Source organism: Pseudomonas sp. UBA6323 (assembly GCF_002439135.1).
Lineage (GTDB): Bacteria > Pseudomonadota > Gammaproteobacteria > Pseudomonadales > Pseudomonadaceae > Aquipseudomonas.
In genome coordinates, this window is the sequence record NZ_DJSX01000010.1 from 40,801 (window position 1) to 53,235 (window position 12,435).

Consider the following 12,435-nt stretch of genomic DNA (forward strand, 5'->3'; position numbering starts at 1 on the left):
CCTGCTACGAAAAACCCGCTCTGGTGAGCGGGTTTTTTATTGCCAGCATATTGTCACTTCAGACTTTGTAGAAAACGCCGGTAGAGCAGGGCACTTTCTTCGGGGCGTTCAAGCATCGGTGCGTGACCGAGGTTATCCATGATCACCACGCTGGATTTGCGCAGCAGCGGCTGCATGACTTCGATGCTGGACACGTCCAGCACACGATCCTGCTTGCCCCAGAGCAGCAAGGTGGGCGCCTGGATTTTTTTCAGCTCAGGCTCCAGCGGGACATTGCGTTCGACGAGTTGCTTGAAGACCATCTCGTAGTGCGGGGCCTTGGCCATGGAACGCTCGCCCAGATAACGCTTGAGCGATTGCGGTAGATAGGGCGGCGCGACGAAAACGAACTGCAGCAATTTCTCGAAGTCCTGCGGCTGCGCGACCACCAGTGGGTTGGCTTCGCCATGTGTCAGCAGGCGATACAGCTCGCTCTTGTGCGGGCTGTCGATCCCGGCGTTGGCGAACAGCGCCAGCGAGCGCACGCGATCCGGGTAGCGCGCCGCGAAGAGTGCGGCGATATGTCCGCCCATCGAGTTGCCCAGCACGTGTGCCTGCTGGATGCCCATGGCATCGAGGATGTCCGCCAGACGTTCGGCCTGGGTGCCGACATCATAGCTGCCAGGTGGCAGGTCGCTGTCGCCGAAGCCGGGCAGGTCAAGGGCGATGACGCGATAGTCCTGGGTCAGGTGGCGGGAGAAACGCAGCCAGTTATCCTTGTCCGCGGCGAAGCCGTGGAGCAGCACCAGGGTTTCGCCGCTCGCCGGTCCTCCCTGGTAGTAATGGATGTTAAGATTGTGCACAGCTAGCTGCTCGTGACTGAGCCCGGCGCGGTACTGTTCGATCAGGCGCAGGCCGGCCAATTGGGTCGCTGGAAAGAAGTACAGCATGGCTGCGCTTCCCGACAGTAGAAGCAGCAGTGCGAGCAGCAGTTTTTTCATGGCGCGTCCTTATCGCGAATTATTATGGCGGCGCCACTAAGCTAGCATGAACGCAGAAGATTACGGGGCGGCTGAGACCCTCCTGCCGATCAACGCACAATCGAGAGTCGCCAATGCCTGAGCGTGGTCTGTTTAAGTCGCTGCTGCTGTGGTGCGCACTGGCCGTGATGCCCGGCGCCGCCCTGGCCGCAGGTAAATGCGAACGCCTGGTGGCGACCGGCAACCCCGAATACCCGCCTTATCTCTGGCGCGATCCGCAGAATCCGCAACAGTTGATCGGCGCCAATGCCGATATGCTCAAGCATCTGGGCAAAGAGCTGGGTGTGGTGATCGACGTGATCCATACCGGGCCCTGGTCGCGCGCGCAGGACGAAGTGCGTACCGGCCGTGTCGATCTGCTTGCGGGCGCGTTCCTGACGCTGCCGCGCCTCGAGCACATGGACTACGTACACCCTGCATTCTTCTTCACTCCGAGCGTGGTCTGGGTGCGCAAGGGCGAGGCCTTCCCCTATGGCAGCTGGATCGACCTGCAGGGGCACACTGGCGACACCCTGGTGGGCAATAGCTTCGGTCAGCAGTTCGATAACTTTGCCAAGCAGAACCTGACGCTCGAGGGCGTATCCAGTCTGACCCAGGCGTTCCAGAAGTTGCTGCTCGGCCGCACCGATTACGTGCTCTACGAGCGCTACCCTGGCTTGGCGCTCGCCGAGACGCTGGGCATGGAAGATGATCTCGAGGTGCTGGACCCGCCGATCTCCAGCGAGGGTCTTTACCTTACCCTTTCGCATAATTCGGCATGCAACGAGCCCTGGCTGCGTGGTCAGCTGGCGCGGAAGATGACAGAAATGGTCGCCGCCGGGCTGCCTGAGCAGTACCTGAAAAGCAATCTGGAACTGTGGAAGGCGCAGCAGATGCAGCCCGATCCGGTCGGCGACGTGACTCAGTAGGAAATTTTTTTAGTGATCAATCGAACTCTTCCCGTGCTGCTGGCGCTGGGCCTGGCGGCTTGCGCAAGCGATCCTGCGCCCACCGAGCAGTTGCGTCTGACCGAGCAGGCCCTGGCACAGACCAAATCCCTGGGCGTAGCCAGCGAGCAGTCCGCGTCCTTGCGCCAGGCCGAAGACAAGTTCGCCCAGGCCCAGGCAGCCATACAGGACGGTGAAAACAAGCAGGCACGCCAACTGGCCGAGCAGGCCGAGCTCGATGCGCGCCTGGCCGAGGCCGAGCATCTCAACGGCAAGGGCCGCGAGCAGCTGACCGAGCTCAACCAGCGTATCGGCCGTTTGCGCCAGCAACTGGGAGCCATGTGATGAAGGCTTTCGGTTATCTCGGCGGTCTGTTGTTGGCCGGTGCCTTGCTAAATGGTTGTGCAGCCCACCAGCCGGCAAGCGAGCAAGCGCTGGAAGAGGCGCGCCTGAGCTTCCAGTCGGTCAAGGAAGATCCCAATGTCCTGCGCGCCGCGCCCAAGGACGTGATCCGCGCAGGTGAGTCACTGGCGCGCGCCGAGCGGCTGTCCAGCTACTGGGGCAGTGGCGATGATGTACGTCATTACGCCTATCTCAGCCAGCGCTATGCCGATATCGCCAGGCAACACAGCGAAATCAGCCTCAATCATGAGCGCGCTGCCAAGCTCGAGCTGGAGCGTCAGCGCCTGCAGCTGACGTTGCGCGAAGCCAAGCTGCTCAGCGTGCAACAGCACAACGGCTGGCTGGAAGAGCAGATGGTCAGCCTCGCCACCAGCGAGACCGAGCGCGGCCTGGTGATGACCCTGGGCGACATGCTGTTCGATGCCGGCCGTGCCGACCTGCAGCCGGCAGCCAACCGCACGGTGCTCAAGCTCGTGCAGTTCCTGCAGCTCAACCCGCAGCGGCGTGTGCGTATCGAGGGCTATACCGACAATACCGGTGACGCCGCAGAGAACCTCGAGCTTTCACGAGCGCGAGCGCAGGCTGTGGCCGATCTGCTGGTCGATCTGGGCGTGGATGCCAAGCGTATTCAGGTGGTCGGTTACGGCGTGGACTTTCCCGTCGCAGAAAACGCCTCGGCACGCGGCCGGGCGCAGAATCGGCGGGTGGAGATCGTCTTCTCCGACGAGCGAGGTCAGCTTGGCGCAGAGCGTTGAGTCGCTGACATAGAGCCTGAGAACCCCGGCGCGTCCGGGGTTTTTTATGCATAGGAGATAGCGGCGACGCGGCGCGTTTCCCGCAGACTTGGCCGTATCAGAAAAACAGATTGCATCTGTGCCGGTACAATTGTGTAGCAATAGGTTACTGTTATGCTCCATTGACCCGGAGAATCTCGCCATGACCAATCTGCTGCTCTATCAACGCATCGCCCAGCAGTTGGCCGAGGATATTCGCCGTGGCGTCTACCAGCCGGGCGAGCGTGTGCCCTCGGTGCGCAAGATGAGCGCGCAGCTCAATGTCAGCCACGCCACGGTTTTGCAGGCGTACGCCAATCTTGAGGACCAGGGGCTGATCCGGGCGCGGCCGCAGTCGGGCTTCTATGTGCACCAGACGCCAGCGCTGACCGCGCCGACGCCCGATATCGCCAAGGTCGAGCGGCCGGGCCTAGTCACCCGCGCCAGCATCATCAACCAGGTGCTCACCGAGTCGCGTCGCGAGGGCGTGTTCCCTTTGGGTGCAGCTGTGCCGCATGTCGATTACCTGCCGGTGCGCGCGCTGCACCAGCAACTGGCCAAGGTCACTCGTTTTCACAGCCCGCGTGCCTTCAGCTACATGTTCAGCCCCGGCTTCGAGCCGTTGCGCCGCCAGGTGGCAATCCGCATGCGCGATGCCGGCGTGGTAGTCGATCCCTCGGAAGTGGTGATCACCCATGGCTGCGTCGATGCGTTGCAGATGAGCCTGCGCGTGCTGACCAAGCCGGGCGACCTGATCGCAGTGGAGTCGCCGACCTATTACGGTCTGCTGCAACTGGCCGACTTGCTGGGGCTCAAGGTCATCGAGATCCCGTGTGACCCCACCACCGGCATCAGCCTGGAAGCGCTGCAACTGGCGGCCAACCAGTGGCCGATCAAGGCGCTGGTGCTGACTGCACGGCTGTCCAATCCACTGGGCGGTACGATTCCCGAGGAGCGTCAGCGTCAGTTGCTGCGCCTGGCCGGCGATTATGATTTCCAGATCGTCGAAGACGATATCTACGGCGAGCTGATGTTCGAACAGGGGCCGACCAAGGCGCTTAAATCGCATGACCGTGACAGCCGGGTGATCTATTGCTCAAGCTTCTCCAAGACGCTTTCGCCGGGCGTGCGCATCGGCTGGATCGTGGCCGGCAAGTACCAGGACGAGATTCAGCGCCTGCAGACCTTCTCCACCCATTCGGCGTGCAGCGTCACCCAGATGGCGGTGGCGGCCTATCTGGAGAATGGCGGGTACGACCGCCATCTGCGGCATATCCGCCAGGAGTACCGCAAGAACCTCAGCGCTTTCCAGCTGGCGGTGCAGCAGTACTTCCCGGCCGGCACGCAGATGACCCGCCCCAAGGGCGGCTTCATCCTCTGGGTCAGCCTGCCGGCACGGGTCAACACCAAGGACCTGCACGTGCGTGCGTTGCAGCAGGGCATTTCAATCGCACCGGGGCTGATCTTCAGCAACACCGAGCAGTTCAACCACTGCGTACGCCTTAACTGCGGCATCCCGTGGAATCGCGAGGCGGAAAGGGCGCTGATGACGCTGGGCATGCTGGCCACACAGCTGTGCCAGGAGGCAGGTGGCTCCTGGGAGGATTGAAATAATCCTTCTAGCTTAACCCGATTCGTCGCAGTGCTGCGTCTACCTGAGCGAAGGTCTCGTGCCATTGCTCAGGAGATGCACCATGTCCGCTTATTGCGCGTTGCTCGTTCGTCCGTTCGCCGTCGGTTTCTCGGCTGGAACCTTGTTGCTGCTCGCCGCTTGCAGCGCTTCTGGCCCGGAGCCGGAAGCCCAGGCCAGTTCGCAGCCGGCGCCGACGCTCGTACGTGAGCGACTGCCTGCACCTGCAGCGGCCGCGATGCCTGCCGAAGCCAGCCACAAGCGCATGGCGACCCTGGCCTATACGCCGGCCCCCATCGCCGATGGCCTGCCGCCAGGCTACCGTGACGAGTCGCGCGAGCAGTATCAGGCCTATGCCGACAACCCGGTGTTCGCTGTCGCTGAAACGCCGGTATCCACCTTCAGCATCGACGTCGATACCGGCAGCTACGCCAACGTGCGGCGCTTTCTCAATGGCGGGCAACTGCCGCCAAAGGACGCCGTGCGCCTGGAAGAGCTGGTCAACTACTTCCCCTATGCCTATCCGCTGCCGCAGGGCGACGTACCGTTCGGCGTCAGCACCGAGCTGGCGGTGACGCCGTGGAACCCGCAGACGCGCCTGCTGCGCATCGCCATCAAGGCCTCGGATCGCAGCGTGGACGAGCTGCCACCGGCCAACCTGGTGTTCCTGGTCGACGTATCCGGCTCGATGCATCGCCGCGAAGGCCTGCCGATGGTACAGGGCACGCTGAAGTTGCTGGTCGATCAGTTGCGCCCGCAGGATCGTGTCTCGCTGGTCACCTATGCCGGTGACAGCCAGGTGGTGCTGGACTCCACGCCCGGCAGCGACAAGGCGAAGATCCGTGCGGCCATCGATCAACTCAGCGCGGGTGGTTCGACGGCGGGCGAGTCGGGCATCCAGCTGGCCTATCAGCAGGCCGGCAAGCACCTGATCGACGGCGGCATCAACCGCATCCTGCTGGCCACCGACGGCGACTTCAACGTCGGCATCAGTGACTTCGACAGCCTCAAGCAACTGGCCGCCGACAAGCGCAAGAGCGGCGTCTCGCTGACCACCCTGGGTTTCGGCGTGGACAACTACAACGAGCGCCTGATGGAGCAGTTGGCCGATGCCGGCAATGGCAACTACGCCTATATCGACAACCTGCGCGAGGCGCGCAAGGTACTGGTCGATCAGCTTGGCTCGACCCTGGCCACGGTGGCCAGCGACGTGAAGTTGCAGCTGGAATTCAACCCGAGCGAAGTCAGCGAGTACCGCTTGCTGGGTTACGAGAACCGCGGGCTCAAGCGCGAGGATTTCAGCAACGACAAGGTCGATGCCGGTGATATCGGTGCCGGGCACACCGTCACTGCGCTGTACGAGATCGTCCCGGCTGGTGGCAAGGGCTGGCTCGAGCCGCTGCGCTATCAGGTCATCGCTCAGCCTGCGCTTGAGACACGCGAGCTGGCCTGGCTGCGGATTCGCTACAAGACGCCGGGGGAGGTGAGCAGTCGACTGCTGGAACGCCCCATCGCGCGTGCCGAGGCCAAGTCGATGAACGCCGCCAGCGAGGACCTGCGTTTCGCCGCTGCGGTCGCGGCCTTCGCCCAGCAACTCAAGGACGGTCGCTATATGGGCGAATTCGACCTGGCGCAGAGCATCGAACTGGCGCGCTCGGCCAAGGGTGAGGATCGCTTCGGCCTGCGCGGCGAATTCATCCAGCTGGCCGAAATTGCCCAGAGCCTGCAAACTTCCGGCTCCACACCAGTAAGAGTTCAGCAGTGAACGCACCTCTCACGGATGACGACGCCGCTCTGTTGCGGCGTTACCGCCGCGGCGATGCCACGGCCTTCAACGCGCTTTACCAGCGCCATCGGCTGGGCCTGTTTCGCTTTCTGCTCGGCCTGTGTGGCGATCATGCCCTGGCCGAGGAAGTGTTCCAGGAAACCTGGATGAGCCTGATCCGCAGCCAGAGCGAGCAACGCGAGACGGTGCTGTTCAAGACCTGGCTGTACCAGATCGCCCGCAACCGCCTGATCGACCACTGGCGCAAGACGGGCCGTCATCAGGCTGGGCATGACGAATACGATGAAGGCCAGCACGCCCAGGCCGACCCGCAACCGGGCCCGGAGCAGTTGTGGGGCCTTAGTCGCGACAGCGAGCGGCTGCAGGCGGCGCTCGCTGACCTGCCGGAAGATCAGCGCGAGGTGTTCCTGCTGCGCGCCCATGGCGATCTGGAATTGAACGAGATCGCCGAGTTGACCCGCACGCCGGCCGAGACGGTCAAGAGCCGTCTGCGCTATGCCCTGCAGAAACTGCGCCGGCTGCTGGCCACCGAGGAGTTGTCCGCATGACCCATGAACGAGAACCGCTGGATCACGAACAGGCGCTGTTGGCGCATTTCCGTGCCCATGGCAGCGGCGAACCCTCGGCCGAGCTGGACGCGCGTATCCTGGCGGCGGCCAGTGCGACTGCCCGTGAAACGCAGCAGGCCCAGATCGACAGCGGCAACGCGGGATGGATGCAGCGCCTGCACCAATGGCTGTTCGGCAGTGGCCGCCAGCGCTGGTCGGTGGCCGTGGCCGGGTTGGCTTGCGTGGGGATCGGCGTCAGCCTGACCTGGCGCACGCTGGAGCGGGCGCCGGATACCTTCGATGCAGTCCCGCCCAGCGTGCTGATGAGCCCGGCTGCACCTGCTCCGATGGCGGCCAAACGTGCGGCAGAGCAGGAGGCGGCTGCTCCCATGGCGGCGCAGCAGGAGCGTATGCGTAGCCAGGCCATGGCACGACAGATGCCGTCTGCCGATATGGCCGAGGCACCGGTGGCCAGCGCCGCTGCAATCGCTCCGATGGCTGAGCTGGTGATTCAGAGCGAACCGCGCGAGGCGTTGCTGAGTTTGCTGGAGTTGCGCAGGGCTGGGGAGCAGGAGCAAGCGCAGCGGCTGCTGGAGCAACTGCAGGCCGACTACCCGCTACTGGATATCGAAGCCGAGCTCGATCATCTGGCTAACGAGCCGTTAGCTGAATGAACTGCCGGGTAAGTCGTGTAAGTCGACTTGTCAGGCGCGCCCAGGCGGAGGAGCATGGGCGCGTTATTGATCGAGTTACCCTAGTCCCATGATGCGTAAGTTCCTGCTGTTACTACTGTGCCTGGGTTGGCTGAGCGCCTGCGAGCGCGAGCCGGAGCCTGTCGCGCAGCAATCCGAGCCTGAACCGGCAGCGGTGGCAACGCCTGAGCCCGTTGCCGAGGTCGTCAAGCCCAAGCCTGTCGAACCGGCGCCGCCTGCCAAGGCAGTCGAAAGCAAGCCCGCGGCGCCCGCCAAAGCACCCGTCGCCGCCAAACCCGAGCCTGGCGTGGCAGCAAAAGCCAAGCCGGCCGAGCCTGAACCGAAGCTGGCGCTGGATCTCAGCGTGCCGCAGGAGCTGTTCGAGCAGGTGCTGGAAAGTGAAACCCGCGAGGAACTCTCGCCGGTGCTGCCACCGTTATTTGGCGAGAAACCCGAAGCTCAGAGCCCGTTCCAGATCAGCGGTCGGCTGATTAGCAACGAGCGGGTGGACGACTACTGGGATTCCATCGAGGGCGCCGAGGTGCAGTTCGAGTTCAAGCAGTAGCCGTCTGGAGGGCAGGGATCGCCCGGATAGTCCAGCGCGGTAGCAACCCGTCATCGGTGAACTGGCGGGTTGTACCCGCCCTACGGCAGAGTCCTGACTCTAGTCAGCCCGGTCCGAGCACGGATTTACCCGGATTGCATCCGGGCTACGGTGCCAACGCCGAGGTTTCAATCGACGAACAGGTCGGGCACCAGGCTGCCGCCAGCGGGATCGAAACGGTACTGCTCGAAGTCGCTGACGCCCCGTTCGCGCAGGATGTCTTCGTCGATCAGCAGGCGCCCGGTGAGGCTGCGGCCCTGGCTGGTCAGAATCGCATGGGCCGCGTCGGCCATGATCGCTGGCGTGCGTGCGCGTTTGAAGGCGTCGCGGCTGCCCAGCTCGAACTCGATGGCGGCAGTGGCGATCATGGTCTTCGGCCACAGCGAATTGACGCTGATGCCGTACTTCTTGAACTCCTCGCTCATGCCCAGGGTGAGCATGCTCATGCCGTACTTGGTGACGGTGTAGGGGCCGTGCTGGGCGAACCACTTGGCGTCAAGGTTGAGCGGCGGGGAGAGGTTGAGGACGTGGCCGCTGGCGCTCTGTTTCAGATAAGGCAGGGCTGCCTGGCTGCAAACCATCACCGCGCGGGTGTTGATCTGGTACATCAGATCGAAGCGCTTGGGTTCGAGTTTCTCCACGCCCACCAGCTTGATCGCCCCGGCGTTGTTGACCAGGGCGTCGATACCGCCGAAGTGCTCGGCGGCCTGGGCCATGGCGGCCGCCACGGCCTGTTCGTCACGAACGTCCAGCTGCAGGGCCAGGGCCTTGCCGCCAGCGGCTTCGACCTCGGCGGCGACGCTGAAGATGGTGCCTTCCAGTTTCGGGTGTAGCTCGGCGCTCTTGGCCGCGATGACGATGTTGGCGCCATCCGCGGCGGCCTTGAGGGCGATCTCACGGCCGATGCCACGGCTGGCGCCGGTGATGAACAGGGTCTTGCCGGAAAGTGACATGGGCGTGCTCCTTCTTGTTGTTATGGGGCCGTGGGAGGGGCTTTAGCCGCGATGAACAACGCTCGCGGCTAAAGCCCCTCCCACAGCGATATATCAGGCCTCTACAGCTTCGATTTCCACCAGCAACTGGCGATTCTTCACCTGGTCGCCCTGACTCACGCCAACGCGGCGGACGATACCGTCTACGCCAGCCTTGAGCGGGTGCTCCATCTTCATCGCTTCCAGGACCACCAGCAGTTGCCCCTTGCTCACGCTGGCGCCTTCGGCGACCAGCACGTCGACGATGGCGCCATCCATCGGTGCCTTCACCGCGCCGCTGCTGGCGGCGTTCTGGCCGCCGGCCGGCTCGTGGGTGACATCAACCAGTTCCAGGTTGCCGTGCTCACCATACAGCCACAGATGCTCACCTTCGATGTGGTAGGCCTGGCGGCGGCGTACGCCGTCCAGTTCCAGGGTCAGCCAGCGGCCGTCGCTGGCCAGCAGGCGCACAGGCAGTTGTTCCTCGCCCCGACGCACACGCAGTTGCGCCTGTTGGCCGCTGGCGAGTACGTCCAGCTCCACGGCGTGCTTGTGTTCGCCCTGCTTGAGGACGAAACGCCAGGGCGCACTGCCGGCGCTGCGCCAGCCGGACAGGCCGGGCTGATGCGCACGGGCGTCGGCCGAGACCTGGTAGAGCAGGGCGGCGGCCATGGCCAACTCGGCCAGGCTGGCCGGGTGCGGGTGCAGGCTGGGGTCATCAGCGAAGTGTTCGGCGATAAACGCAGTGGTGGCGTTGCCGGCGGCGAACTCGGGATGCTTGAGCAGGTTGGCGAGAAAGCGCTGATTGCCGTTTACGCCCAGCAGCACGCACTGCTCGACGGCGCGCACCAGCTTGCGCCGGGCTTCGTCACGGGTTGCGCCGTAAGCGATGACCTTGGCCAGCATCGGGTCGTAGAAGGGGGTGACGGCCTGGCCTTCGACCAGGCCGTGGTCGATGCGTACGCCGGCCAGCAGTTCGGGCTCCCAGCGCAGCACCTGGCCGGTTTGCGGCAGGAAGCCGGCGGCCGAGTCCTCGGCGTACAGGCGCACTTCCATGGCGTGACCGGTGAGGCGAATGTCCTCCTGCTGCAGCGGTAGAGACTGGCCTTCGGCTACGCGAATCTGCCAGGCCACCAGATCCTGTCCGGTGATCAGCTCGGTGACCGGGTGCTCCACCTGCAGGCGGGTGTTCATTTCCAGGAAGAAGAACTCGCCGGAGGTATCGAGGAGAAATTCCACGGTGCCGGCGCCGACGTAGTTCACCGAGGCTGCAGCCTTGACCGCAGCTTCACCCATGGCCTTGCGCAGCTCCGGCGTCATGACCGGGCAGGGCGCCTCCTCGACTACCTTCTGGTGGCGGCGCTGCACCGAGCAGTCGCGCTCGCCAAGGTAGACGATATTGCCGTGCTGGTCGCCGAAGACCTGAATCTCCACATGGCGTGGGCGGATCACCGCGCGTTCTAGGATCAGTTCGCCGGAACCGAAGGCGTTCTGCGCCTCCGAGCGGGCGGTACGGATCTGTCCCAGCAGTTCGGCGGATTCCTGTACCAGGCGCATGCCGCGGCCGCCGCCACCGGCGCTGGCCTTGATCATCAGCGGGTAGCCGATGCGTTCGGCTTCGCTGGCCAGGGTCTCGTCATCCTGGGCGGCGCCCTCAAAGCCGGGGATGCAGGGCACACCGGCTTCGAGCATTGCGATCTTGGACAGGCGCTTGCTGCCCATCAGGTGGATGGCTTCCACGGTCGGGCCAATAAAGACGATGCCGGCTGCTTCACAGGCGCGGGCGAAATCGGCGTTCTCGGAGAGGAAACCATAGCCGGGGTGGATGGCGTCGGCGCCGGTCTTGCGCGCCGTCTCGATGATAGCGTCGATGCGCAGGTAGGACTGGTTGACCTGGGCCGGGCCGATGCAAACGGCTTCGTCGGCGATCTGCACGTGGCGGGCGTCGGCATCGGCCTCGGAGTACACCGCCACGGTGCGGTAGCCGAGTTCGATGGCGGTGCGCATCACCCGGCAGGCGATCTCGCCGCGGTTGGCGATCAGGATCTTGTTGAATGCGGGCATCTTTGTGCTCCTGTGGGACGCTCCCCGGATTGCATCCGGGCTACGGTGTTCTGGCGTAGGGTGGATCGCGCTTTATCGATCCACCGTTTGGCTCGTCTGGATCGGTGGATGTGAAAAGCGACATCCACCCTACGGTCTTTGTCGGTAGTGCCCGTCCGTCCAATCCATCATTGGGCCCACTTCGGCTTGCGCTTCTGCACGAAGGCCATGGTGCCTTCGACGCCCTCGGCGCCAGTCACGGCGGCGGCGAACTGTTCGGCGGCGCGGTCGAGCAGCGGGCCGAGGGCTTCGCGTTCGCTGGCCAACAGCAGGGCCTTGGTTTGGGCGTTGGCCTGCGGCGCGCACTGGCGAATCTGCTCCAGGGTCTCGTCCAGGCGCTGCTGCAGAGCAGCATCATCGTTCTCGCAGTAGTGCACCAGGCCCAGGCGCAGGGCCTCGGCACCGTCGAAGCGGGCGGCGGTCAGGGCCAGGCGGCGGGCCTGGGTCAGGCCGATGCGGTGCACGACGAAGGGGGCAATCTGCGCCGGCAGAATGCCCAGCGTGGTTTCCGGCAGGCCAAACTTGGCGCCGCTGGCGGCGATGGCCACGTCGGACACGCAGGCTAGGCCGAAGCCGCCACCGAGCACGGCGCCTTCCAGCACAGCGACCAGTACCTGCGGCGCGACCTGGGCCTCTTCCAGCAGTGCACCGAAGGCGCGGTTCAGCTCGCGGTAGGCGTCACCGCCGCGGGCTCTGGCGCCGGCCATATCTTTGATATCGCCACCGGCGCAGAAATGCCCGCCGGCGCCGCGCAGGACCACGGCGCGCACGTTCTGATCATGCCGCACGGCCTCCAGGGTGGCGCGCAGTTCGCTGACCATGGCCAGGCTCATGGCGTTGCGGCTGTCCGGGCGGTTGAGGGTGACGTTCAGCACGCCACCGTCGAGGTTCAGCAGCAGGGTTTCGCAGTGGGGCAGGTCGTTCATCGCATAGCCTCGGTGTAGGGCGGGTGAAACCCGCCGCAACGGTCTGGGTGGTACG

The 12,435-nt window shown here is 64.4% G+C and carries 12 protein-coding genes; 8 read left to right on the forward strand and 4 right to left on the reverse strand.

Going from position 1 to position 12,435, the window contains the following annotated elements:
• Positions 1-53 precede the first annotated feature (53 nt).
• Positions 54-980 (reverse strand): alpha/beta fold hydrolase, encoded by a 927-nt coding sequence (locus tag B3P22_RS02970; RefSeq protein ID WP_296269798.1) that lies wholly within the window; start codon positions 978-980, stop codon positions 54-56.
• Between the two features lie 113 nt (positions 981-1,093).
• Between B3P22_RS02970 and B3P22_RS02975 the strand changes: the two genes are divergently transcribed.
• From B3P22_RS02975 to B3P22_RS03010, 8 genes are all read left to right on the forward strand, one after another.
• Positions 1,094-1,927: a substrate-binding periplasmic protein gene (locus tag B3P22_RS02975; RefSeq protein ID WP_296269799.1), complete on the forward strand. Its 834-nt coding sequence runs from the start codon at positions 1,094-1,096 to the stop codon at positions 1,925-1,927.
• Positions 1,928-1,939: 12 nt separating this feature from the next.
• Entirely contained in the window at positions 1,940-2,290 is a 351-nt protein-coding gene (locus tag B3P22_RS02980) for a DUF4398 domain-containing protein (protein ID WP_296269800.1), read from the forward strand.
• Complete coding sequence (locus B3P22_RS02985; RefSeq protein ID WP_296269801.1) at positions 2,290-3,102, forward strand: OmpA family protein; 813 nt, start codon at positions 2,290-2,292, stop codon at positions 3,100-3,102. Before B3P22_RS02980 ends, B3P22_RS02985 begins: the two co-directional genes overlap by 1 nt.
• A 181-nt stretch (positions 3,103-3,283) precedes the next feature.
• Positions 3,284-4,729, forward strand: a complete 1,446-nt coding sequence (locus B3P22_RS02990; protein ID WP_197857278.1) for a PLP-dependent aminotransferase family protein — start codon at positions 3,284-3,286, stop codon at positions 4,727-4,729.
• Between the two features lie 85 nt (positions 4,730-4,814).
• Positions 4,815-6,515, forward strand: a complete 1,701-nt coding sequence (locus B3P22_RS02995; RefSeq protein ID WP_296269802.1) for a VWA domain-containing protein — start codon at positions 4,815-4,817, stop codon at positions 6,513-6,515.
• Positions 6,512-7,084 (forward strand): RNA polymerase sigma factor, encoded by a 573-nt coding sequence (locus tag B3P22_RS03000; RefSeq protein WP_197857274.1) that lies wholly within the window; start codon positions 6,512-6,514, stop codon positions 7,082-7,084. The genes B3P22_RS02995 and B3P22_RS03000 overlap by 4 nt, the downstream gene beginning before the upstream one ends.
• On the forward strand, positions 7,081-7,758 hold the full coding sequence (locus B3P22_RS03005) for a hypothetical protein (RefSeq protein WP_296269803.1): 678 nt from the start codon (positions 7,081-7,083) through the stop codon (positions 7,756-7,758). Before B3P22_RS03000 ends, B3P22_RS03005 begins: the two co-directional genes overlap by 4 nt.
• A gap of 88 nt (positions 7,759-7,846) precedes the next feature.
• Positions 7,847-8,341, forward strand: coding sequence for a hypothetical protein (locus B3P22_RS03010; protein WP_296269804.1), 495 nt, complete (start codon positions 7,847-7,849; stop codon positions 8,339-8,341).
• A gap of 167 nt (positions 8,342-8,508) precedes the next feature.
• Here B3P22_RS03010 and B3P22_RS03015 read toward each other — a convergent pair whose 3' ends face one another.
• From B3P22_RS03015 to atuE, 3 genes are all read right to left on the reverse strand, one after another.
• Positions 8,509-9,333 (reverse strand): SDR family oxidoreductase, encoded by an 825-nt coding sequence (locus B3P22_RS03015; RefSeq protein ID WP_296269805.1) that lies wholly within the window; start codon positions 9,331-9,333, stop codon positions 8,509-8,511.
• A gap of 93 nt (positions 9,334-9,426) precedes the next feature.
• Complete coding sequence (locus tag B3P22_RS03020; RefSeq protein ID WP_296269806.1) at positions 9,427-11,415, reverse strand: acetyl-CoA carboxylase biotin carboxylase subunit; 1,989 nt, start codon at positions 11,413-11,415, stop codon at positions 9,427-9,429.
• Positions 11,416-11,582: 167 nt separating this feature from the next.
• Positions 11,583-12,380, reverse strand: a complete 798-nt coding sequence (atuE, locus tag B3P22_RS03025) for an isohexenylglutaconyl-CoA hydratase (protein WP_296269807.1) — start codon at positions 12,378-12,380, stop codon at positions 11,583-11,585.
• Positions 12,381-12,435 lie beyond the last annotated feature (55 nt).

What these genes read in the sequence shown, in the direction of transcription:
- B3P22_RS02970 (WP_296269798.1), bottom strand. Translation starts at nt 980, where the DNA reads ATGAAAAAACTGCTGCTCGCACTGCTGCTTCTACTGTCGGGAAGCGCA.
- B3P22_RS02975 (WP_296269799.1), top strand. Translation starts at nt 1,094, where the DNA reads ATGCCTGAGCGTGGTCTGTTTAAGTCGCTGCTGCTGTGGTGCGCACTG.
- B3P22_RS02985 (WP_296269801.1), top strand. Translation starts at nt 2,290, where the DNA reads ATGAAGGCTTTCGGTTATCTCGGCGGTCTGTTGTTGGCCGGTGCCTTG.
- B3P22_RS02990 (WP_197857278.1), top strand. Translation starts at nt 3,284, where the DNA reads ATGACCAATCTGCTGCTCTATCAACGCATCGCCCAGCAGTTGGCCGAG.
- B3P22_RS02995 (WP_296269802.1), top strand. Translation starts at nt 4,815, where the DNA reads ATGTCCGCTTATTGCGCGTTGCTCGTTCGTCCGTTCGCCGTCGGTTTC.
- B3P22_RS03005 (WP_296269803.1), top strand. Translation starts at nt 7,081, where the DNA reads ATGACCCATGAACGAGAACCGCTGGATCACGAACAGGCGCTGTTGGCG.
- B3P22_RS03010 (WP_296269804.1), top strand. Translation starts at nt 7,847, where the DNA reads ATGATGCGTAAGTTCCTGCTGTTACTACTGTGCCTGGGTTGGCTGAGC.
- B3P22_RS03015 (WP_296269805.1), bottom strand. Translation starts at nt 9,333, where the DNA reads ATGTCACTTTCCGGCAAGACCCTGTTCATCACCGGCGCCAGCCGTGGC.
- B3P22_RS03020 (WP_296269806.1), bottom strand. Translation starts at nt 11,415, where the DNA reads ATGCCCGCATTCAACAAGATCCTGATCGCCAACCGCGGCGAGATCGCC.
- atuE (WP_296269807.1), bottom strand. Translation starts at nt 12,380, where the DNA reads ATGAACGACCTGCCCCACTGCGAAACCCTGCTGCTGAACCTCGACGGT.